This is a genomic window from uncultured Clostridium sp., assembly GCF_900547735.1.
Taxonomy (GTDB): Bacteria; Bacillota; Clostridia; order Lachnospirales; family Lachnospiraceae; genus Otoolea.
In genome coordinates this window covers 1-21,561 of sequence record NZ_URHZ01000032.1, presented here as the reverse complement: position 1 = coordinate 21,561, position 21,561 = coordinate 1, and the positions used below count along the sequence as shown (strand labels likewise).

Genomic DNA, 21,561 nt, shown 5'->3' with positions numbered 1-21,561 from the left:
GCGTCAAGTGCGTTCATCTGCACAAGAAAATTTGTAAGAAAACTTTATTTCACGCTCCGTGTACGGGCTGCTGTCGGTGTCATGTTAAGTTGAAATAAATATTAATGCAGCAATAACGTAAAATTTTGCGTATAGTACTGACAATATATCATATGCGCCGGGGGTGAGGAATGACTATAGACCGATTACCTGGTTCCTTTTCAGGCAATACAAAGGCGGGACCCATATGAGTCCCGCCCCGCGTTCAAAAAGATTTCAAAAAGAGTACAAACATTCAGGAAACCTGGTTTATTTCCATCTGTTATTGAGCTTTTCATGTACGTCGTACCACATCTCGGCAGCCTCGAAACCGCCGTCTTTCTTTGCAGTAAAACGATAGGTGTAAACGTCGTTGTCGTAAAGCTGGATGGACGGAATCGTCACATAGGAATCCTCGTATCTGCCGTCCTCATCGACATAGTCGCCTGTTGTTGAATCGATGCTTAAGGTTTTCTCAAGCAGTTCCGCAGCCGTGTAGGTGGTTCCTTTGCCCTCGTCCAGAGTGATGGACTTAACGGAATCATCGGAATTAAACGCTACCGCCACTTTATCTTCAGAGATAGAAGAGTTTTCAATATTGAAGCCCTTCTTGCCCTTCTGAATCTTGCCCTTGCTGTTTACAAGATAAATCTTGCCGTTGTAGAAGACCAGACGGTTCTCATCGTCGGCACTGAGTTTCTTACCGTTGAAGTACAGGTAACCGCTCTTTTCTCCGTTGAAGCCCTGGCCTTTCTTGCCGTTGCTTGTATTGAAAAGGAATTCATAGCTGTCGTCGTCACAGTCTACGTTTGCAACTTTACCGAATACAGGGTATCCGTTTTCGTTGAAGTAATAGAAGCCCTTGTCATCTGGTGAGTACTGAAGTCCGGTCAGGTTGCGGCCGTATTCGTCAAACGCATAGTACTGTTTGCCCATCTTGTCGCTGTCTACCTTGATCCGTTTTACATAGACAAGGCCGTCGTCGTCCTTGACGCGTGTATCTTTGTAAGAATCCGCCCGTTTCGCCTTACCGTCTTTAAAGTAGTACCAGTAAGAATCATCGTCGGTCTCGGTATCGATGGAACCGCTGATCTCGTACCAGCCGTTGGCTCTCCATCCTTCCTCGACCGCATTTGCATAAAGCATGTGGTCAATCTGGGAGGAACCAGGCGTAGCCGCGTTACCGTCCAGGCTCGCATTCGGCTGGCTGGCCGGGGCGGCTCCGGCAATCTTTCTGTCGTTGACCCATTCGTAAAGCATCTGGCCGTGCTCATTGAAATAGTAGTAACGGCCGTTGACCTTCTTTTTGTCGGCGTCCTTTGTCAGCTTACCGCCGGCGCCGAACCAGTACCAGCCTTCGTCATCACATGGATCGGAGCTGTCGTCCGTACAGTCAAGGGCATTGGCGGCGCTGTTGTTGTCATCATCTTCGCTGCTTGGGCGTTCCAGCCACAGCCACTGATTGTCTTTTCTTGTACCGTCATCCTCACCGCCCAGATAGTAGACGTTGCCGTCCTTCTCATACCATCCGGTCGCCATCTTTCCGTCTTCGTCAAAATAATACGTTTTTCCGTTGATCTTTTTAGAAGTGGAAGTCAGCTTATGGCCTTTACTGTCAAAGTAGTACCAGTAATCGCCGTCCTCGCCGGGGTCATCCCCCTCGCCGGATGATACCTTAATCCAGGAATTAATGAGTCTCATACCTCTTTCGTTGACGTAACTTTCATCATCAACCCAGGACATGGTCAGCATATCGCCCTCGTCATCGAGGTAAAACCAGCTGGAACCGTCTTTTCTCCACTCACTGGTCACCATGTCGTCATCCGAATCATAATAATGCCAGACTCCGGAATCATCTTTTTCCCACCCGGCGGCATAAGAAGTCATGGAAGCTCCCATGGCAAGTATTGCTGCCACCCCGAGTACGGGGACTAATCTTGTTTGTCTTTTCATTAATAAATGCACACTCCTTTTTGTGTTTCTGAATTTCTTAAAACCGTCTTTCGGCCGCTGTGCCTCTGCATATTGACCGGCGCCGGTTTCAAGATGTTTTCATCATACCGTGCAAATCTTAACCGTTTCTAAATCCTTTTTTAATGATTCTAAAGTAAAAAATTCGTAGGAAGTATGTACAGAAATGTTAAGAAAAAATTGAAAAACGTAAATATTTGTTATGGTACAATCCCTGTGGCGGGCTTGGAACCAGTTTTTTCCGGTCCTGCCGGACGGAGGGAGAAAAGCATGAGTAATGCAAACATTTTAGTAATAGAAGATGACGAGGACATTCGCGAGGGAATCCGTATTTTACTGGAGAGTGAAGACTACCGTATCACGGAAGCCGCCGACGGCTGGGAGGGGTTAAGGCTGCTGGCCGACGATATGGATCTTGTCATACTGGATATTATGATGCCCGGTATATCGGGGCTGAAAACATGTGAAGAAATACGAAAGGTATCATTTGTCCCGGTTCTTTTCCTGACGGCAAAGGCCCAGGAATCCGATAAGCTCATCGGCCTGATGGCGGGAGGGGACGACTATCTGACAAAACCATTTTCCTATGCGGAGCTGCTTGGAAGGGTGAAGGCGCAGCTCCGGCGTTACCAGATTTACCGCGGCAAGGAAGAGGAGACGGTAAAGATGGAGGAACAGTACATTGAATCGGGCCGTTTCCGTATTAATGAAAATTATAATGAATTGTTTGTGGACGGGCTGGAAATCAATCTCTCCGATATTGAATACCACATCCTGCTTCTTATGATGCAGAATCCGAAACGGATTTTTTCCGCACAGAATCTTTATGAGAGCATCTGGAGCGAGCCGTATTTCTATTCCTGCAATGCCACCGTGATGGTACATATCCGGAATCTCAGGAAAAAGGTCGAGAAGGACCCGCAGAATCCCGTATCCATCACAACGGTCTGGGGAAAGGGGTACCGGTTCGATGAATAAAATAAAACTGGCAAAAACAGATACGATTTATTACCGTTTCCTGAAATTACTGGCGGCCGCGCTGGTCGCCGCCCTGCTTTTTTTCCTTCTGCTTAATTGGAGCGGAAGTATCATGCTGCGTTCCTACTTTGAAAAAACGAATTACATGGAACGGGAGAACCAGAGGAGGGTCGATGATTTCAGAAACTATGTGGAAAAAAACAAGCTCGCCTCCATGGATTCGGACCGGCTGTCCGAATGGGTGAACCGCCAGTCCGTGGTCTGGATGCAGATTTACCGTGACCATATCCTGCTTTATGATTCACAGTTCCCCTATATGAAGGCCAATCCGGAGTTCCATGTAAAAGGAGAATTCTATGAATGGGAATCCTACAAGGTCGTCGATTTCCAGGACGGGCCGGCGCAGGTGTTCCTGACGGGCATGTATACCTACCAGTTCTTCAATTACGCGCTGATTGTCGAATTCTTTCTATCGTTCCTTCTGTTTACCGGAATTATCATGGCGGGGATCCGAAGCTCCATGAAGTATATCAGGACCCTCAGCGCCGAGATCGGAATCCTGGAGGGCGGCAATCTGGATTACCGCATTACGATCATGGGAAATGATGAGATGACGGTGCTGGCCAGGGGCCTTGATAATATGCGCCAGTCCATCCGAAATCAGATCCGCCAGGAGACGGAGCTGATCCGTCTCAACCAGTCCATGATCACCAGTCTGTCCCACGATCTGAGGACCCCTTTGACGGCGCTTCTCATCTATACGGAAATCCTTAAAAATGAGATTGACGCCGACCGGAAACAGATGCAGAAATGGGTCGGGAAAATCGACATAAAGGCACATCAAATCAAGGATATGGCCGACTGTATCCTGGAATACTCCCTTCAGAAAAAGAAGGCCGGGCTCGTGGCCCTGGAACAGAAAAGTTTCCGTTCCGCTTTTTACGATATCCTGTCCGATACATGTATCTGTCTGGAACAGAGTGGATTTCACGTTCGCGCCTCCCTTTTCTGGGAGAACAGGGAGGTATCCGTCGATCCAAAATACGTGACCAGAATCCTCGATAATATCAGTTCTAATATTATTAAGTACGCTTTTGCCGGGGAGCCGGTGAAGCTGGCTGTATTTTACAGTCCCGACGGCTGCGGCTTCCTGTTTGAAAACGCGAAACAAAGCGATATCTCCCAGGTGGAGAGTGTCGGCATCGGAGTCCGGAATATCTGCGAAATGATGGAGGCCATGGGCGGATGCTGTGAGGTGGAGGAAACGGAAAAAATATATCGGATCCGATTGACCTTTGTTCTGCAAAACAGCGCGGAAAATGGGAATACTTAAGCATACGGTGCAAAATGATTTTTATATATTAAGTTTTAAAGAACCTTGCATGGCAGGGTTCTTACTTTTTTGTTCGATGGAAAATTTTTAAGAACTACGCGCTTAAGCGGCTGTCTGCAGGCAGAGAAACCCGCGTCCGGACTCTTACTTCCGGCTAAAAAAGTATTAAATACAGAGATGTGGGTATATTTTCCAAAAAATTTATTATTCTAACAATTTTTAAAAAAATCTCTTAAGAAAATGTTAATAAAAATTTGTTAGCTAGCTAAACATTGCGGATTCAGTGAATAGCTGTTATACTATAAAAGAATCAGAAACAGAAGAGTATTACAAAAAGTTGACAGACAGGAGGGGTTACATGAAGAAGAAAAGAACGGTAGCTGCTGTTCTGGCAATGGTGTTGACCTTAGGGGCAGGGCTGGCCGGGTGCAGTACAAAATCGAAAGAGATTGTATTTGCCGACGTAGGCTGGGACAGTGTCCGGTTTCACAATGCGGTGGCGGGTCTGGTAGCGGAGTCTGCTTTTGATTATTCCTGGACTGAGATGCCGGGTTCCACTCCAATCATGCATGAGGCGCTTAAGAGCGGCGAGATTGACGTGAATATGGAAGAGTGGACCGACAACCTGGCAACCTATCACGAGGACAGGGATGCAGGGCTTTTTAAAGATTTGGGAACAAACTTCGGGGATAACACCCAGGGGTTCTATGTACCAAGATATGTGATAGAAGGTGATCCGGAGCGCGGTATTGCACCGATGGCGCCGGATTTGAAGACAGTGCAGGACTTAAAGAAATACGCCGATGTCTTTCCTGACGATGAGAAGCCGGGAAAAGGCCGCATCTACGGAGCGATTCCGGGATGGGAAATCAATGAGGTTATGCAGAAGAAGGTGCAGTATAACGGCCTCGACAGCCAGTACAATTATTTCCAGCCCGGCTCCGACTCGGCGCTCTCGGCGGCATTCACCTCAGCTTATGAAAAGGGCGATCCGATCGTCGGATATTACTGGGAGCCGACCTGGCTGACGGGTAAATACGACCTGGTGCTTCTGGAAGATACGCCGTATGTGGATCTTGAGAAGTTTAAAGCCGGAGAGACGGCTTGTCCTTCCGTCGACGTCACCGTTGGCGTAAGCAATCAGTTCTATGAAGCGGAACCGGAGTTCTGCGAATTCCTTGAGAAATATAAGACAAGCAGCGCCCTGACATCGGAAGCGCTTGCGTATATGCAGGACACGGGCGCCGACTACGGCGAAGCGGCGAAGTGGTTTTTAACCGAACACAGCGAATTTATTGACCAGTGGCTGCCGGAAGATAAGGCGGCCGAAGTAAAAGGCGCTCTCGGTCTGGTGGAAGAGAAGCCGAATTACTTCTTTGAGTTCCCGTTCGTCATCCCGATCGACGTAAGCGCCTTTGACGCCTCCGTTAAAGCATTTGCGGGCCAGGCCAGCGTATTTAAGGCAATCAGGAACGGACTCAACGTACTTATTAACGTGTTAAATGCAATTCTTAACCTGATTCCGTGGTGGCTTCTGCTTGTGATCGTTTTCTTCGGCGGATACAAGCTGAGCGGCAAACTGAGAAACGGTTTTATCTATTCCGCCCTGCTTTTCCTCGTGGGAGTGATAGGACTTTGGGATTTGATGTATGAGACATTGTCCATCGTACTGGCGTCGGTGGTGATTTCGCTTCTGATTGGTCTTCCTGTGGGAATCCTGATATCGGGAAGTGAAAAAGCGAATGTGATTATCCGGCCGATTCTCGATACGATGCAGACGATGCCCGTATTCGTATATCTGATACCGGCGACCCTGTTCTTCGGACTGGGCAAGGCTCCGGCCGTTATTGCGACGACAATCTACGCAATCGTGCCCGTTATCAGGCTCACCAGCCACGGTATCCGGCAGGTGGATCCGGAGGTGGTCGAGGCCGCGCGTTCGTTCGGTTCGACAAAGATGCAGTGCCTGTTCAAGGTACAGATACCGCAGGCCCTCCCGACGATCCTGACCGGCGTCAACCAGACGCTGATGATGGCCATGGCCATGGTAGTTACCTGCTCGATGATCGGCGCCTCCGGTCTGGGAATGGAAGTACTGATCAGTGTAAACCGTACGGAGATCGGAAGAGGACTTCTTTCCGGTACGGCGGTTGTAATTGTGGCAATCCTCATGGATCGCCTGACTCAGGGATGGTTCAAGAGAAAGGAGGAAAATGCGGATGGCAGAAAATAAAGTTACCGGTACGGAAAAAGAAAATGATTATATCTTACAGGTGAAGAATCTGACGAAACTCTATGGAGCCTCCAATAAGGCCGAAGCTGCCAAGATGATGAAGGAGGGGAAAAACAAGGATGAGGTGTTCCGGGAGACCGGAGTTACCGTGGCCCTCTGGGACGTGAGCTTCAAGGTAAAGCGGGGAGAGGTCTTTGTTATCATCGGTCTCTCCGGCTCGGGCAAATCCACGGTTGTCAGGATGCTGAACATGCTGAACAAACCGTCGAGCGGCCAGGTCATCTATGAGGACAGCGAGATTGACACCTTCAGCAAGAAGGATTTGAATGAATACCGCCGCGATAAGATTTCCATGGTGTTCCAGAGCTTTGGCCTGATGAGCCACAGGGATGTCCTGGGCAACGTGGCCTACGGCCTGGAAGTCAAGGGAATCCCCCGTGTGGAGCGGGAACGAAGGGCGACGGAGATTATTGAGATGGTCGGCCTTAAGGGGCATGAACATACCTCGATCGGGAGCCTGTCGGGCGGCATGAGGCAGAGGGTCGGCATCGCCAGGGCGCTTGCCAACGATCCGGAAGTGCTTCTGATGGATGAGCCGTTCTCGGCCCTGGATCCCCTGGTAAGGAAGGATATGCAGTTCGAGCTTCTGTCAATCCAGAGAAAACTGGAGAAAACCGTGGTTTTCATCACCCACGATATCAACGAGGCGTTTAAATTAGGCGACACCGTTGCGATTATGAGGGACGGCCGCCTGATTCAGGTGGGCACCCCGGAAGAGATGAGCGCCAACCCCGCGGACGACTATGTACGGGAATTTATCAACAGCGCGGATATGACAAAGGTGCTGTGCGCCAAACATGTCATGATCGTCCCCTGCGTGGTACGTGCGACCGATTCCCCGGAGTATGCGCTCAGGGAGATGAAGAGCAACGGCGTGTCCACGGCCTATGTGGTTGACCGCCATATGAAATTCCTCGGGATTGTCAACGTCGAGGCGGCCATCCGGGCGAGAAGGGAAGAGAAATCCCTGAAAGAGGTTTATGTTACGGATGTGGCGACCACGACGAAGGATACGGTAATCAGCGACATCCTGCCGATCGCGGCGGAGGCGAAATATCCGATCGCCGTGCTGGAAGCGGACGGCAGCCTGGTGGGAATCGTATCGAAAGCGTCGGTACTTTCCTCACTGATGTAAAGGACTGCGGTAAGGAAGGCCGGCGGCATGACAGCCGGCAGCATAGATAACAGAATTTGTAGAAAAGTTAACAATTAAGACCGGTTAACAAAGTGATAAAAAGTCGGCCGTTTCCGCCGTTTCCGTGCGGAAACGGCCGATTTCTGCTCCCCGGAGGCCTTGAAACAGGTGGATTTATGCCTTTTTTTGCACGAACACTTGAAAAGGTTTCCGCGGTATGATATTGTGTTCTTTCCTTATTGAAAAAACAGGATATGGTGGTATAATAGGAAAATAGACATACCAGACAAAAACGTACAGACTTGAATTGGATGTACACACGGAGGAAATTATGGAAGTTATCATTATCGGGTGCGGGAAAGTCGGAGTTACACTGGCCGAGCAGCTGGTCAGGGAAGATCATAACGTTGTAATGGTCGATACATCGGGAGAGAGGCTGAACAGCTTTTCGGAAGATATTGATGCCATTAAGCTGGTCGGGAACGGAGCCAGTATCAGCACCCAGTTGGAGGCCGGAGTTCAGACGGCCGACATTCTTATCGCAGTGACCGGCTCGGATGAGCTGAATCTGTTTTGCTGCCTGATTGCCAAGAAGGCGGGCAAGTGCCATACGATTGCCAGGGTCAGAAACCCTGTTTACAGCAATGAGATTGGCTTCATTAAGGAGCAGCTGGGAATTTCCATGATTATCAATCCGGAGCTGGCGGCAGCTACCGAGATTTCCAGGATTCTGCGTTTCCCTTCCGCGATCAAGATCGATCCTTTTGCAAGGGGAAAAGTGGAGCTTTTAAAGTTTAAGATTAAACCGGAATTCCGCATGGACGGCATGACGGTCATGGATGTGGACAGCCAGCTCCGCTGCGATGTTCTGATCGGAGCGGTGGAGCGCGGGAATGATGTGACGATCCCGGCCGGTAATTTTGTACTCCATGACGGGGATATGGTGTCGATTATCGCATCCCCGAGAAATTCCATGGAATTTTTCAGAAAGATAGGGATACAGACCAATCAGGTTAAAAATACGCTGATAGTGGGCGGAGGCACGATTGCCTATTACCTGGCCCAGCAGCTCTCCGCAATGCGCATTAAAGTGAAGATTGTGGAGAAAGATAAGAAACGGTGCGAACTGCTCAATGAACTGCTGCAGGATACCCTGGTCATTAACGGCGACGGCACGGACCGGCGGCTTCTGATGGAAGAGGGGCTGACAAACGCCGAATCCTTTGTCACGCTGACCAACATGGACGAGGAGAATGTCTTCCTTGCCCTGTTTGCAAAGGAGAATTCCAAGGCGAAGCTGGTTACCAAGGTGAACCGGATTGCCTTTGATGAGCTTATCGGTGCGCTGGACATCGGCAGCGTCATTTATCCGAAATACATTACCGCGGACTATATTCTCCAGTATGTAAGAGCCATGCAGAACTCAATCGGCAGCAATGTCGAGACGCTTTATCATATTCTGGACGGCAACGCGGAGGCGCTGGAATTTTCCATCCAGGAGGATTCCGATGTGACGGATGTGCCGCTCATGGAGCTGAAACTGAAAAAGAACCTGCTGATCGGCGGCATCAACCGCGACGGTAAGATCCATATTCCGCGAGGGCAGGACAGCATCCGCAAGGGTGACACCGTCATTGTCGTGACAACACAAAAGGGATTGCAGGATATACGGGATATTTTGAAAAAATAAAAGGAGCTGAAGAAGAGATGAATTATTCCATCATATTTTATATTATGGGGTGGATTTTGAACTTTGAGGCGGCTTTTATGGTGCTTCCCTGTATCGTAGCCCTTATCTACGGGGAACAGGCCGGCTGGAGCTTTGTCATTACCATGGCTCTCTGTCTGGTCATCGGCATTCCTCTTGTTATCAAGAAACCCAAAAAACAGATTTTTTATACCTCGGAGGGCTTTGTGACGGTTTCCCTCTGCTGGATTGTACTGAGTATTATGGGAGCGCTGCCGTTCTTATTCAGCGGCTCCATCGCCTCACCGGTAGACGCCCTTTTTGAGACCGTGTCCGGTTTTACGACAACTGGTGCGAGTATCCTGAGCGATGTGGAATCGCTGCCGCGGTCCATCCTCTTTTGGAGGAGTTTTACCCACTGGATCGGCGGAATGGGGGTGCTTGTCTTTATCCTGAGCCTGCTTCCCCTGACGGGCGGAGGCTCCCACATGAACCTGATGAAGGCGGAGAGCCCCGGCCCATCCGTCAGCAGGCTGGTACCCAAGGTACGCCTTACGGCCAAATTGCTTTATTCCATTTATCTGTTCATGACGGTGCTGGAGATACTGTTTCTTCTCGCGGGGAAAATGCCGTTTTTCGACGCGATTACCATCACCTTCGGAACGGCCGGAACCGGTGGATTTGCCATTAAAAACAGCAGTATTGCGGACTATTCGCCCTATCTTCAGAATGTGGTGACTATTTTCATGATCCTGTTCGGCGTCAACTTCAGCGTCTATTTCCTTATTTTCATGAAAAAGATAGGACAGGCCCTGAAGATGGAGGAGCTGCGCTGGTACCTGATTATTATCGCCGCGGCAATTGGAATTATCACGTTTAATACGGCCGGTCTTTATCCGGGGTTAGGTGATGCGTTCCATCATGCATCCTTCCAGGTTGCCTCGATTATCACCACGACGGGATTCGCCACCCAGGACTTCGACCTGTGGCCCCAGGCATCAAAGACCATATTGGTTATGCTGATGTTTGTGGGAGCCTGTGCCGGCAGTACGGGCGGCGGTATCAAGGTATCGCGTCTTGTGGTGCTGGTTAAGACGGTGAGAAAGGAACTGATCCAGTTCCTCCATCCGCAGGCGGTACGTAAGATCAAGATGGACGGGAAAGTCGTGGAGCACGAGGTAGTCCGTTCCATCAATGTCTTTATGGTAGCCTATACGCTGCTGTTTTCGCTCTCGGTTCTCCTGCTGGCATTTGACGGGGAGGATTTGATTACGAACTTTACGGCGGTTGCCGCCACGTTCAACAATATCGGACCGGGGCTTGAACTGGTCGGACCTTCGAAAAACTTTAGCATTTTTTCGGATCCCGCCAAGCTGGTTCTGATTTTTGATATGCTCGCGGGAAGACTTGAGATTTTCCCTGTCCTGCTTTTATTCTCCCGGGAGACCTGGAAGAAATTTTAATCAGAATTGTTCTACGGCGTTGTTTAAGATATCGATGAGCCTGAGCAGCGTATTGCGGTCGGGCGCTTCCAGAATAAGCCGGTTCCCCTCCCTGTACAGATCGGCAAACATACTGATCTGACGGACGGGACCGATAAATCCGGAGCGGAGTTCTTCCGCTCTGGAAGCATTTTTGCAGATTGCGGCGGAGGAAAAAAGGCCGTTTGGTTCCTGGATGATTTTTTCGATGTCGAACATAAATTTGCACCTCGCTGTTTATCTTATTTTTTATACCATCAAAGACACTGGATTAGAGAAAGGATATGCCTGATGGATATATTGTTTTTTTTGATAGGATGTCTGTTCCTGGCTGAGACCATTGACCTGTTCTGCAGCAAAGATTTCCTGATTTTCATATCTGATACGATTAACCCGGCCGACTATGATATAAAAAAGGTGTACTCGGTTGAAAAATGGCTGTTCGCCATTGACACACTGACCAGCTTTTCTATCGCCTTCCACCTCGGAGGGACGGCGGGAGACTTCCTGATGCTGGGACTCATTTTCCTGACCATCATCGGACATTGGTGGGTCTTTAAAAGCCCCAAGTTCCGTGCCCCGGGAAAACCGGCGGGAAGAAAAACCGGCAGGAAGAGCAGAAAATAAAAGAGGAATAAGGGCTTATGCAGATGCAGTTTGGCATAGCGCCTGTATGGCACCGGAGGGATCCGGTGCTTTTTTTGATTCACGGGAAATCACGTCCTATGAATCAAAAAACGCTCCGCAGAATGCACCCTTCCCTGTCCCGGACTCCGGTAACACATTGTCCCTATGTACATACTATATACTATAAAGAGATACAAAAAAAGGAGATTTTGATTATGTGTTGCTTTTTTAATAATAGATTCGGATGTGGATGCGGCTGTGGCTGCAGAAATAATAACTGGGGTTGCGGCTGCAACAACGGATGTGGTAACAACAGCGGCTGTGGCTGCAACAACAATAATGACTGGCGCAGAAGCAGGGCTTACAGAGCCGGCTTTAACGATGGTTACGCAGTAGGTTTCAGAGACGGTTTTAATGCTGCTTCCGGTTGTGGCTGCAATAACAACTGGAGAGGCGGCGTATCACCCCTTAATGAGTCCGAGGGATGCGGCTGCGACAACTAAATGACGTTTTGTCCTTTCACAAAATATTTACCGCGAGTTCAAAATATATTCACATTTTCTACAAACAGAGGTCACAATTAGAAGATATACTAAGAACATAAAGATAAAGCAAATAAATTGAAAAAAGCAATAGAAGAAAGAAAATGAATTAATCAGACATTCAGAATAGTAATATTTTTTTCATAATAAGCCGGATGGTCACTGGACCACCCGGCTCCTCCTTTGTTCTGACGGATTTTTGTTCTAATTTTACGGATCCGGGCATATATATTAATGATCCGGGAAAAACTGGTAAGAGGAAAGGAGACGAAATAACTATGCCAAGAGGAAAAAGAAAAACGTGTACGGAAAAACTGTGTGAGGTCAGAGAGATGATAGAGGCTCTTGAAACACAGCTTAAGGATTTGAAAGCAAAAGAAAAAGAGCTTCTGAAAGAGAGAAGAGAGGAAGACTTAAAACATATTGCCGATATTCTGGAGGAGAGAAACCTGACGCCGGACGAACTGGCCGGGATACTGGATCAGATGTCCCCGGCCGAGCGTGTGAGGCTGGTCTCCCATGTGGATCCCGATGAACAGGCGGAGTGGCAGGCCGTTTAAGAACTGCCCTGTCCGGCCGCTCAGTCGGCCAGAAGACCAAGATGCAGGCAGGCGCGGTAGATGCCGTCCTCTGCAATGGAGGAAGTCACATAGTCGGCGGCCTCCTTTAATTCATCAACTGCATTGCCCATGGCAACGCCGGTGCCTGCTTTTATAATTACTTCCAGATCGTTCATGCTGTCCCCGAAGGCGACCGTGTCGGAGAGATCTTCATTTTCTCCGAAATACTTAGCCAGCCGGGTAAGACCATCCGCCTTTGAAATTCCGTGTTCCATAACATCGGCTCCGCGGCGTCCTGCAAAGAGAGGCATGCTCAGAGTGGGAAACTCTGCTTCGACCCGGCGTACCTGTGATTCCTCGCCGATAAAGGCCAGGGTGCGGATGTTCATGTCGAGCATCTGCCACGGATCTTTAAAGCGTCTGCCGCAGCTTCCCCAGGCCCTGATGTCGCTGGCTTCGATTACCTCGGGATGGATATAGAAATCGTCATCCCCCAGCGTCATACCGATCCCGTAGCCCTCGCGATCGCAGTAGCAGAGCAGATCCTTAAGGAGATCCTTATTGAAATGATGTTCGAAAATCAGGGTATCTCCAACGGTTATCTTCGTTCCATTCATATGGACGATAGCATCCGGCTGGATGATATCGCGGTAAATGCTGCTGTAGTAATTATCCATATCGCGTCCGGTTGCGAGCACGATTTTATGTTTTTTTCTCAGCCTGCCGATTGACTCAAGCGCGCTGGGAGTGATTTGTCCGGTCTTGTGGTCGAGCAGTGTCATGTCGAGGTCGAAACTGATCATTGGTGTATCCGCCTTTCTGGAAATTTACGTATTGGTGATGCCTTATGTGATTGTGTCAACATACCAAATTTATGAGAATCCAAATGAAGTATGTTTCTATATGCCGATGTGACCGGCTCAGATTAACAAAATACCGGGCCGGGTGTTTTTATTATATCATAGATAGCCTGGAATTTCAGGATAGGAAGACAAATTTCCAGTTCTTCACCTGCTTTTCATAGGGAATATTTTAAAAAATTTATTAAACAGGAAAAATACAATTGATTTTTTTGAATTTTTTGGTATAATAGTAGAGCAGAGTACGGAGTATGGCGTAGCTTGGTAGCGCGCTCGGCTGGGGGCCGAGAGGTCGCAGGTTCAAATCCTGTTACTCCGACTGACTGAAAAACGCCGGGAATCTTTCTGACGGTGGTGAAAAATTTCTTTTTACCGCTTGGAAGGATTTCCGGCCTTTCTTTTTATATCAGGAGAACAAAAGTATTATGAAAATTTATCTGGATGAGACATCATCACTTCCTAAATACCAGCAGATAACAGAGCAGCTCTATGCAATGATACGAAGCGGAGAGCTGAAAGCGGGGGAAAAACTGCCCCCCGAACGTGAACTTGGAAAAGAAAACCAGATAGCTAGGGGAACGGTTCAGATGGCGTATCAGGAGCTAATCCGCCAGGGGGCCGCTTATGCCGTCCGGGGAAGCGGGACGTATATCTCCGACGTAGGAGGCATCCTGAAGGAGGAGATTCTGACCAGGGAGATTAATCATATTTTCGAGCGTGCGGAGCAGATGGGACTGCAGACCCGCCAGGTGGTGGATATCTTCCGAAGGCAGATGGCCCGCCATATGGCCGGGGACGTCAAACTGATGACGGCCTGGGTGGATTGCTGCCCGGAGGCGCTCCAGCTTGCCAAGAACGAGTATAAGAATGTGGAAAATAACAGCATTCAGCAGTTCCTTTTAGAGAATGTCCTGAAGGAGCCCCAGCTCCTGAGAGATAATTTTGACCTGATTGTAACGACGACCCATCACTATGAGACACTGATCCAGGCGTTTCCCGATCTTGTCAATAAACTGGAAGTAATAACGGTTGTTACGAGCAGTGAGACTCTGATAGAGCTGGCTCAGATTTCTCCCGAGATAAGGGTGGTCGCATGGACGATCAGTAACCGGTTTATGGAAAATCTCCTGTGGCAGATCCGGGATTTGGAGAATATCCACATCGTGAAGACCTTTGTCTCGGACAAGGAGAGGGATGAGATTGAAGAGAGCTTAAAAGATGCGGATCTTCTGCTGACGACAAAGGAGTACCGGAATCTGGGAGAGCCATTTATGATCAATCTGATTAAAAAATATAAAGACAAAGGAGGAAGGGTTCTGGACTTCGAATATGTTTTTGACCCGGGCTCCATTCTTCATCTGCAGACCCGCATCTGCGAGAAAATAGCGGAAAAAGAGAAGAATATGCTCTAGAGCGTGTTTCCGCGGGATAAAACAGAATCAAATACAATCATAAAAAGTAACAACGAAAAGCACGCTTCGCGAACTTTTCATTGCCGCTCAACAAAAAAAGGCGTCTGTTCACTGAGAGCAGGCGCCTTTTTTGTGTGAAAAAATAATCGGACAAAGTTTGGGAAACCGGTGATATTAGAGACGTGTTGTGAATATAATTATATTGGTATAGTCCAAAAGAAAAAGAAAAGACTAAAATTTTAAACAAAAACACGAAAATATCTTGACAAAAGGATTGTACATGATTAAAATAAGAGCCATAAGTTAAGGGGATGTTAAAAACCACCTTAAAATATGGTTTTTAAATTGAGAATTGGAATAGTCCAATATCAAAAGGAGGAGGAAGTAAATGAAACTCACAAATTATGAACAGGATGTACTTAATGGGAAATACGGGGAAGGCGCATCCATGGCAATGGAGATTCAGGTGGCGATTGGAGAGACATTTGACGCACCGAGGATGGTGCCGGTAACAAGAACTCATGTGGCACTGAGTGCACAGGACGCAGATCTCTGGTTTGCGGAGAAGCTGCTTTCGAAGGGAGCGAAGTGCAAGATTCCACCGACCATCAATCCGAGCATCTGCATCAAGTATCTGAATGAACATCTGCACGAGGTTCCCGACGAGGGTAAGAACATCGTGTTCGCCACCAACGAAGCTTACCGCAAGCTGGGAGCCCAGCTTACCTTTGACTGCACGCCGTATCTGCAGCAGAATGTCCCGGCCTATGGGGAGGTCATTGCATTCTCTGAGTCGAGTGCAACGCCTTATGTCAATTCGGTAATTGGTGCCAGGACCAACAGGGAAGGAGCCAACAGCGCCCTCTGTGCCGCCATCACCGGCGTAGTTCCGGAGTACGGACTACTCTTTGATGAGAACAGAAAAGCCGAGATCCTGGTGGATGTCCAGGCCGACGTTAAGACCGACTTTGATTACCAGATTTTAGGCTGGTGTTATCCGGAGAAATATAAAGGACTCGAGGTTCCCGTGTTCAAGGGAATTAAGGAAAGGCCGACGCCGGAAGGATTTATGAATTTTGGAGCACAGCTCAATACATCGGGCTGCGTATCCATGTACCATATAGCAGGAATTACCCCGGAGGCTCCGACCGTGGAAGCCGCCGTCGGAAACAAGAAAATCAAACGTGAAATCGTAATCACGGATCAGGACCTGCAGGATACGAGAGAAAGGCTCTGCAACGAACCGGGAAAGATTGATTTTGCCATGTTCGGATGCCCGCATATCACAATCCGCCAGGTCGGTATCATTGCAAAAATCTGTGAAGGAAGAAAATTCAAAGTGGACACCTGGCTGCTGACCAGCTCGCTGACCAGAGAACTGGCGGACAGGATGGGATACTTGAGCATCATCCAGAGAGCCGGAGGCCACATCGTAGCCGATACCTGTATTGATGTACCGCCGTGCTGGAAACCGTATTACGGTTCCGTGGGAGTAACGGATTCCCCGAAATGTGCATATTACAACGAAATCCGTGGAATCAAATTCTTAATCCGCCCGATTGAAGAAGCGGTAGAGGCGGCAATTTCAGGAAAGGTGGTTAAATAAATGGAACGTACATATCACTGTGCAAAAATTGCAAAAGGAACGGCCAAGGCCGAGGCGCTGGTATCCAAAGACGCTGTCTGCTTTTATCTTGTAGTGCCGGAGACGGGGGAGCTTATTGAACGCAACCACGATATCAACGGAAAAAATGTGGCGGGGAAAATCCTCATTATGCCGTCCGGGAAAGGCAGCTCCGTAGTCCAGGCCGACGGACTTTATAAACTATTGATGAAAGGCAAACATCCGTCCGGACTGATTGTGGAGACGGCGGATACGGTGCTTGTGACGGCGGCCGTGGCCATGGAAATTCCGATGGTTCATAAGGTAGACCCGGAGTTCTTCAAGGAAATCAAGGACGGAATGACCGTATCAATGGATGCTACAAATGGAGTTATTACCGTAAACGGCTGATTCACAAAACAAGTGAAAACCCAGAAGGAGGATAAGTATGAAACGAAGAATAAAGGCAGCAGCGGCAATTCTGACGGCAGTCAGCTTAGTAACAGGTCTCACGGCATGTGGATCATCGGGCAGTTCTTCCGCCACACCGGCGGCTCAGGCCGACACAAAGGATGCATCATCCCAAAACCAGCCGGCCGGAGATTCAGGATATACCGGAGAATCCTATCAGATCAGCATCGGACATATCTGTTCCGAGAGCCACTCCCTGCACAAATGCTGCCTGGCATTTAAGGAGGAAGTGGAATCCAAGTCGGGCGGTAAGATTACCGTGGAAATCCATCCAAACAGTGAGCTGGGCGGTGATGAGGCGATGCTGGAATCCGTAGCGCTTGGAACACTTACTATGGTAGTTCCGTCGGCCAACCTGCTGAGCGCCTATGTGGACGGTTTCCAGGTTCTCGGAATGCCTTACCTTTTCGAAAATCCACAGCAGGCCTTTGCTGCAATGGACGGAGATTTAGGAACCATTCTGAATAAGAAACTGGAGGACAACAACGTCGGCCTCTTAAACCTCGGTTATAACTTTAACGGCATCAGAAATATGACGAATAACAAACGGCCCGTCAAGACTCCCGATGATTTAAAGGGACTCAAAATGCGCTGTATGAGCAACCAGGTATACATAAAGATGTTTGAAGCGCTCGGCGCAAATGCAACCCCGATGAGCTGGAGTGAACTTTTTACGGCAATGCAGCAGGGAACCGTAGACGGAGAGGAAAACCCGGCATCCCTGATTTATGAATCAAAATTCCAGGAAGTACAGAAATATATCAGCACAACGGAGCACATCTATGATTTCTGCGGAATCGTTATCAACAGAGATTTCTATGAGGGAATGGATGAGCAGGCAAGGAAGATTCTGGACGACGCAGTACAGACAAAACTGATCGATGAACAGCGTTCCATGGAATTAGACAACAATGGAGAATACCTGAAGAAGCTGCAGGAAGAGGGAATGGAGCTTACGGAACTCACACCGGAAGAGCGCAAGGTCTTTGCGGAGAAGGTTGCCCCGATGTATGAAAACTGGGAAAATACCTATGGCCAGGATATTGTGGACGCGGTGGAGAAATACAGAGCCGAATAACAGAGCCTGATGGCAATTGTGAAAGGAAGAACAGTGATGAAGAAAATCATAAACTTTTATAATCAGCTCGAAGCGCATCTTCTGGTGTGCAGCCTGATTTTTACCGTGATTCTCGTCTTCTTCCAGGTAATTCTGAGATATGTATTCGGATCCTTACTTTCCTGGTCGGAAGAACTGGCAAGATACATTTTTATCTGGCAAATCTGGCTCGGCACCAGCGTGGCCCAGAGGGATAATTCCCATGTCCGCATCGAGGTTCTGGGCGGCACGGGTGAGGGCAGGCGTAAAGACATCATCCGCATCATTTCCGATGTGATTTGGCTGGCATTCTGTCTGCTGCTTGTAAAATATGGATTTGAACTGGTAGCTTCCATCCAGAAACGCGGCCTCATTTCGGCCGCGATGAGGATGCCTATGTACCTTGTATATATGAGCCTCCCTGTCAGCCAGCTGGCAGTGTCAATCAGGATTATCGGAGAATTATGGCAGAAAATCCGCGGACTTAAAAATAATGGAGGAGAGATTGGGGAAGGAGGCGAAGGAGCTTGAATATAGCTGTACTGTTTGGTTCATTTATTCTGATGATGGCTCTGTCGGTGCCTGTCGGATATGCCATAGGCATTGCAACCTTTATCACACTGACCTGCTTTTCCAATATTCCGATTGCCCTGATTACACAGAACGCCATCACCGGCTGCGATTCGTTTCCACTTATGGCAATTCCATTCTTCATGCTGGCCGGAAACCTGATGAGCAGCGGCGGAATTGCAAAGAGAATCGTAGATTTTGCCGATACACTTTTAGGATGGATTCAGGGCGGACTTTGTATTGTTACAACGATTGCCTGTATGTTCTTCGCAGCCATTTCCGGTTCCGCGATGGCAACCACATCGGCAATCGGCGGATTCATGATTCCAGAGATGGAAAAACGCGGTTACAGCCGGCCGTTCAGCGCCGCGCTGGCAGCCTCGGCCGGAACGATAGGCGTTATCATTCCGCCCAGTATCCCCTTTGTCATCTACGCCGTAGTTGTAGGGGAATCCATCAGCGACCTGTTTATGGCAGGCATCGTACCCGGTATCCTGATGGGCGTGGTTCTGATTCTTGTATCTGTTTTCCGTACAGGTGGAGAAAATGTAAGCAGAGGAGAGAAGCCAACCATCAAAAAGGTTTGGGTATCGTTCAAGGGCGCCTTCTGGGCGCTGCTGACGCCGGTCATCATCCTGGGCGGAATTTACTCCGGCATTTTCACCCCGACCGAGTCGGCGGTTGTGGCGGTTGTATACTGCTTCGTAGTCAGCGTATTTATCTACAGGGAAATTGATTTAAAGGGAGTCTACGACTCATTTTACAGAAGTATCAGCGTCAACGGAATGACGACATTTATGGTCGGATTATCAATGGCCTTTGCCGCATATCTGACAATGGAACGGATTCCGCATAAGATTGCCGCAGCCATGCTGGGCGTTACGGACAACAGAATCGTTCTGCTTCTTTTAATCAACCTGTTCCTGCTGTTTATCGGATGTCTGATTGACAATATCCCGGCCACAATCATTCTTTCCCCGATTCTGCTGCCGGTAGTAACACAGATTGGCATGTCCCCGATTACATTCGGCGTCATGCTCACAATGAACCTGGCAATCGGTTTCGTTACACCGCCTTACGGCATCAACCTGTTCGTGGCGGCCGGTATCTCCGGGGAGCCGATGACGCGGCTGATAAAGCCGATGCTGTTCTTTATCGGCGGACTGCTGATTGCACTTGGCCTTACGACATTCTGCGAGCCGGTTACGCTTGGGCTTTTGGGATGGATGAAGTGATGAGGTGCGGCCGGAGCAGCCGATGATAGACGAATCGGGCTGTAAATGAGATGCGGCCGGAGCAGCCGATGATAGACGAATGGGACTGTAAATGAAGTGCGGCTGGAATAGCCGATGATAGATGAATGGGGCTGTGTAAGAGCAGCTTGAAGAACTAGAACCATTCTGGTATTGAAAACGAAAGAATGCCACATAAGAAATATCCTATAAAGCAACATTACAAACCATTTTGCCCTGGTGCCTGTATTTGAAGGCGCCGGGGCAAAAGCAGAAAGGAGGTGGCAATATGCCTTTGCTGTTGGAGGAAGATTATAATATCCAACTTCCGGCTATGCACCGGGTACGGCAAAAGTTCGAACGCCCGCAAGTTCAGGACCTGCAAGGCAGAATCCGCGAGGAGATGGCAAAAGAGCGGGTGGCCGGAAAAATAAAAAAGGGCCAGCGGGTGGCCGTGGCGGTGGGAAGCCGCGGAATCAGGAATCTGGCCGCCATTGTGCGCGGCGTTGTGGATGAGATAAAAAAATATGGAGGAGACCCCTTTATCGTGTCTGCCATGGGAAGCCACGGAGGCGGAACGGAGGAAGGACAGAAAGAAATCCTGACCGGATACGGAATTACGGAGGAAGCCATGGGAGTTCCCGTTATCGCGCGTCTGGATGTGGTGGAGATAGGAACGCTGAAGAGCGGCACAAAAGTATTTTTCGATAAGACGGCTTATGAGGCCGACCTGGTGGTGCCAATCAACAGGGTGAAAATCCATACGGATTTCGTAGCCGATATCCAGAGCGGCCTTTGCAAGATGCTGGTAATCGGACTTGGAAATCATATCGGCTGCACCTCCATTCATGAGGAGAGCTTCGACTATTTCGGAGAAGTGCTGAAGGAAGCAGCCTCCATGATTATGCAGTCCGTCAATGTCGGTTTCGGCGTAGCGATTCTGGAAAATGCATACGATGAAACGGCATGGATCGAGGCGGTTCCGTCGGAAAACATGATCGAGCGTGAAAAACAGCTTGTCAAAATGGCGGCTGGAAATATGCCGACCCTGATGATACCGGAGATCGATGTGTTAATCGTAGAAAAGATAGGCAAAGATATTTCCGGCTGCGGCTATGACCCCAATATTCTGGGGAAAAGCTATCTGTTAAAAGAATTTATTCTGACCGTACCGAAAATCGATAAGATGGTTCTTCTGGATCTTTCGGAGGAAACCCATGGCAACGGCGTGGGGCTTGGAATCTTCGACATCACAACGAAAAAAGTATTTGAACAGCTCGATTATGAGTCCATCTATGCCAACGGGATTGCGGTAAAGGATTTAGACGACTGCAAAATCCCGGTGATAGCAAAAGATGAAGATGAAGCGGTTAAAATTGCAGTAAAGGTACTTCGCGGAGCCGATAAAAAGCGCCTTAAGATTGTCAGGATCGAAAGTACGCTGAGGCTGGAGTATATAGAGGTTTCGGATGCGCTGCTTCCTTTGGTGGAGGCGGATGAGAGGCTGGAACTCGTTTGAGGATGAAAGGGTTACTACTTATAATTTGATAAAATATTGCATGGCAGGCCTTCTGAGAATCGCATTGAGGAAGGTCTGCTTCTTTGTGTGGGGATTTAGTTGAGATGCGAGGACGCCTCTGTAAGACGGCGGACGGGGGGGTGGGAGGGTGTAGATGAGTCTTCAGTCCCGGT

At 48.8% G+C, this 21,561-nt stretch carries 19 protein-coding genes and 1 tRNA gene; 17 read left to right on the top strand and 3 right to left on the bottom strand.

Annotated elements, in window-relative coordinates; genetic code table 11:
• Positions 1-288: 288 nt before the first annotated feature.
• On the bottom strand, positions 289-1,971 hold the full coding sequence (locus QZT18_RS11705) for a glucan-binding protein (protein WP_294148191.1): 1,683 nt from the start codon (positions 1,969-1,971) through the stop codon (positions 289-291).
• A gap of 288 nt (positions 1,972-2,259) precedes the next feature.
• Between QZT18_RS11705 and QZT18_RS11700 the strand changes: the two genes are divergently transcribed.
• From QZT18_RS11700 to QZT18_RS11675, 6 genes are all read left to right on the top strand, one after another.
• The gene (locus QZT18_RS11700) at positions 2,260-2,967 is read left to right on the top strand and encodes a response regulator transcription factor (protein WP_294148189.1); all 708 of its coding nucleotides are present in this window, start codon (positions 2,260-2,262) and stop codon (positions 2,965-2,967) included.
• Positions 2,960-4,300 (top strand): HAMP domain-containing sensor histidine kinase, encoded by a 1,341-nt coding sequence (locus QZT18_RS11695; RefSeq protein WP_294148188.1) that lies wholly within the window; start codon positions 2,960-2,962, stop codon positions 4,298-4,300. Before QZT18_RS11700 ends, QZT18_RS11695 begins: the two co-directional genes overlap by 8 nt.
• Before the next feature lie 358 nt (positions 4,301-4,658).
• A complete protein-coding gene (locus QZT18_RS11690; RefSeq protein WP_294148187.1) occupies positions 4,659-6,533 on the top strand; it encodes a glycine betaine ABC transporter substrate-binding protein in 1,875 nt (624 codons plus the stop codon).
• Positions 6,520-7,728, top strand: a complete 1,209-nt coding sequence (locus tag QZT18_RS11685; RefSeq protein ID WP_294148186.1) for a glycine betaine/L-proline ABC transporter ATP-binding protein — start codon at positions 6,520-6,522, stop codon at positions 7,726-7,728. The genes QZT18_RS11690 and QZT18_RS11685 overlap by 14 nt, the downstream gene beginning before the upstream one ends.
• A gap of 331 nt (positions 7,729-8,059) precedes the next feature.
• On the top strand, positions 8,060-9,418 hold the full coding sequence (gene trkA / locus QZT18_RS11680) for a Trk system potassium transporter TrkA (RefSeq protein WP_294148184.1): 1,359 nt from the start codon (positions 8,060-8,062) through the stop codon (positions 9,416-9,418).
• Between the two features lie 17 nt (positions 9,419-9,435).
• Positions 9,436-10,878, top strand: a complete 1,443-nt coding sequence (locus tag QZT18_RS11675) for a TrkH family potassium uptake protein (protein ID WP_294148183.1) — start codon at positions 9,436-9,438, stop codon at positions 10,876-10,878.
• On the opposite strand, the gene QZT18_RS11670 is transcribed toward QZT18_RS11675, so the two are convergent.
• Positions 10,879-11,115 carry a hypothetical protein gene (locus QZT18_RS11670; RefSeq protein ID WP_294148182.1) on the bottom strand — a complete coding sequence of 79 codons (237 nt, stop codon included), beginning with the start codon at positions 11,113-11,115 and terminating at the stop codon, positions 10,879-10,881.
• Positions 11,116-11,187: 72 nt separating this feature from the next.
• Between QZT18_RS11670 and QZT18_RS11665 the strand changes: the two genes are divergently transcribed.
• The 3 genes from QZT18_RS11665 (at position 11,188) to QZT18_RS11655 (ending at position 12,625) form a co-directional block, all read left to right on the top strand.
• On the top strand, positions 11,188-11,523 hold the full coding sequence (locus QZT18_RS11665; protein ID WP_294148181.1) for a hypothetical protein: 336 nt from the start codon (positions 11,188-11,190) through the stop codon (positions 11,521-11,523).
• Between the two features lie 215 nt (positions 11,524-11,738).
• On the top strand, positions 11,739-12,026 hold the full coding sequence (locus QZT18_RS11660; RefSeq protein WP_294148180.1) for a hypothetical protein: 288 nt from the start codon (positions 11,739-11,741) through the stop codon (positions 12,024-12,026).
• Positions 12,027-12,343: 317 nt separating this feature from the next.
• Positions 12,344-12,625 carry an H-NS histone family protein gene (locus QZT18_RS11655; protein ID WP_125140021.1) on the top strand — a complete coding sequence of 94 codons (282 nt, stop codon included), beginning with the start codon at positions 12,344-12,346 and terminating at the stop codon, positions 12,623-12,625.
• Positions 12,626-12,645: 20 nt separating this feature from the next.
• On the opposite strand, the gene QZT18_RS11650 is transcribed toward QZT18_RS11655, so the two are convergent.
• Positions 12,646-13,428 (bottom strand): HAD family hydrolase, encoded by a 783-nt coding sequence (locus QZT18_RS11650; RefSeq protein ID WP_294148179.1) that lies wholly within the window; start codon positions 13,426-13,428, stop codon positions 12,646-12,648.
• A 302-nt stretch (positions 13,429-13,730) separates the two neighbouring features.
• On the opposite strand from QZT18_RS11650, the gene QZT18_RS11645 reads away from it, so the two are divergent.
• The 8 genes from QZT18_RS11645 to QZT18_RS11610 all read left to right on the top strand — a co-directional run bounded on the left by QZT18_RS11645 (position 13,731) and on the right by QZT18_RS11610 (position 21,388).
• Positions 13,731-13,804: transfer RNA gene (locus QZT18_RS11645), tRNA-Pro, on the top strand.
• Positions 13,805-13,910: 106 nt separating this feature from the next.
• A complete protein-coding gene (locus QZT18_RS11640) occupies positions 13,911-14,897 on the top strand; it encodes a GntR family transcriptional regulator (RefSeq protein ID WP_294148178.1) in 987 nt (328 codons plus the stop codon).
• A 388-nt stretch (positions 14,898-15,285) separates the two neighbouring features.
• Positions 15,286-16,503, top strand: a complete 1,218-nt coding sequence (locus tag QZT18_RS11635; protein ID WP_294148177.1) for an aconitase X catalytic domain-containing protein — start codon at positions 15,286-15,288, stop codon at positions 16,501-16,503.
• Entirely contained in the window at positions 16,504-16,911 is a 408-nt protein-coding gene (locus QZT18_RS11630) for an aconitase X swivel domain-containing protein (RefSeq protein ID WP_294148176.1), read from the top strand.
• Positions 16,912-16,948: 37 nt separating this feature from the next.
• The gene (locus QZT18_RS11625; RefSeq protein WP_294148175.1) at positions 16,949-18,049 is read left to right on the top strand and encodes a TRAP transporter substrate-binding protein; all 1,101 of its coding nucleotides are present in this window, start codon (positions 16,949-16,951) and stop codon (positions 18,047-18,049) included.
• Between the two features lie 36 nt (positions 18,050-18,085).
• Complete coding sequence (locus QZT18_RS11620; protein ID WP_294148174.1) at positions 18,086-18,598, top strand: TRAP transporter small permease; 513 nt, start codon at positions 18,086-18,088, stop codon at positions 18,596-18,598.
• Positions 18,595-19,872 (top strand): TRAP transporter large permease, encoded by a 1,278-nt coding sequence (locus tag QZT18_RS11615; protein ID WP_294148173.1) that lies wholly within the window; start codon positions 18,595-18,597, stop codon positions 19,870-19,872. Before QZT18_RS11620 ends, QZT18_RS11615 begins: the two co-directional genes overlap by 4 nt.
• Positions 19,873-20,158: 286 nt before the next feature.
• Positions 20,159-21,388 carry a lactate racemase domain-containing protein gene (locus tag QZT18_RS11610; RefSeq protein ID WP_294148172.1) on the top strand — a complete coding sequence of 410 codons (1,230 nt, stop codon included), beginning with the start codon at positions 20,159-20,161 and terminating at the stop codon, positions 21,386-21,388.
• Positions 21,389-21,561 lie beyond the last annotated feature (173 nt).

What these genes read in the sequence shown, in the direction of transcription:
- QZT18_RS11705 (WP_294148191.1), bottom strand. Translation starts at nt 1,971, where the DNA reads ATGAAAAGACAAACAAGATTAGTCCCCGTACTCGGGGTGGCAGCAATA.
- QZT18_RS11700 (WP_294148189.1), top strand. Translation starts at nt 2,260, where the DNA reads ATGAGTAATGCAAACATTTTAGTAATAGAAGATGACGAGGACATTCGC.
- QZT18_RS11695 (WP_294148188.1), top strand. Translation starts at nt 2,960, where the DNA reads ATGAATAAAATAAAACTGGCAAAAACAGATACGATTTATTACCGTTTC.
- QZT18_RS11690 (WP_294148187.1), top strand. Translation starts at nt 4,659, where the DNA reads ATGAAGAAGAAAAGAACGGTAGCTGCTGTTCTGGCAATGGTGTTGACC.
- QZT18_RS11685 (WP_294148186.1), top strand. Translation starts at nt 6,520, where the DNA reads ATGGCAGAAAATAAAGTTACCGGTACGGAAAAAGAAAATGATTATATC.
- trkA (WP_294148184.1), top strand. Translation starts at nt 8,060, where the DNA reads ATGGAAGTTATCATTATCGGGTGCGGGAAAGTCGGAGTTACACTGGCC.
- QZT18_RS11675 (WP_294148183.1), top strand. Translation starts at nt 9,436, where the DNA reads ATGAATTATTCCATCATATTTTATATTATGGGGTGGATTTTGAACTTT.
- QZT18_RS11670 (WP_294148182.1), bottom strand. Translation starts at nt 11,115, where the DNA reads ATGTTCGACATCGAAAAAATCATCCAGGAACCAAACGGCCTTTTTTCC.
- QZT18_RS11665 (WP_294148181.1), top strand. Translation starts at nt 11,188, where the DNA reads ATGGATATATTGTTTTTTTTGATAGGATGTCTGTTCCTGGCTGAGACC.
- QZT18_RS11660 (WP_294148180.1), top strand. Translation starts at nt 11,739, where the DNA reads ATGTGTTGCTTTTTTAATAATAGATTCGGATGTGGATGCGGCTGTGGC.
- QZT18_RS11655 (WP_125140021.1), top strand. Translation starts at nt 12,344, where the DNA reads ATGCCAAGAGGAAAAAGAAAAACGTGTACGGAAAAACTGTGTGAGGTC.
- QZT18_RS11650 (WP_294148179.1), bottom strand. Translation starts at nt 13,428, where the DNA reads ATGATCAGTTTCGACCTCGACATGACACTGCTCGACCACAAGACCGGA.
- QZT18_RS11640 (WP_294148178.1), top strand. Translation starts at nt 13,911, where the DNA reads ATGAAAATTTATCTGGATGAGACATCATCACTTCCTAAATACCAGCAG.
- QZT18_RS11635 (WP_294148177.1), top strand. Translation starts at nt 15,286, where the DNA reads ATGAAACTCACAAATTATGAACAGGATGTACTTAATGGGAAATACGGG.
- QZT18_RS11630 (WP_294148176.1), top strand. Translation starts at nt 16,504, where the DNA reads ATGGAACGTACATATCACTGTGCAAAAATTGCAAAAGGAACGGCCAAG.
- QZT18_RS11625 (WP_294148175.1), top strand. Translation starts at nt 16,949, where the DNA reads ATGAAACGAAGAATAAAGGCAGCAGCGGCAATTCTGACGGCAGTCAGC.
- QZT18_RS11620 (WP_294148174.1), top strand. Translation starts at nt 18,086, where the DNA reads ATGAAGAAAATCATAAACTTTTATAATCAGCTCGAAGCGCATCTTCTG.
- QZT18_RS11610 (WP_294148172.1), top strand. Translation starts at nt 20,159, where the DNA reads ATGCCTTTGCTGTTGGAGGAAGATTATAATATCCAACTTCCGGCTATG.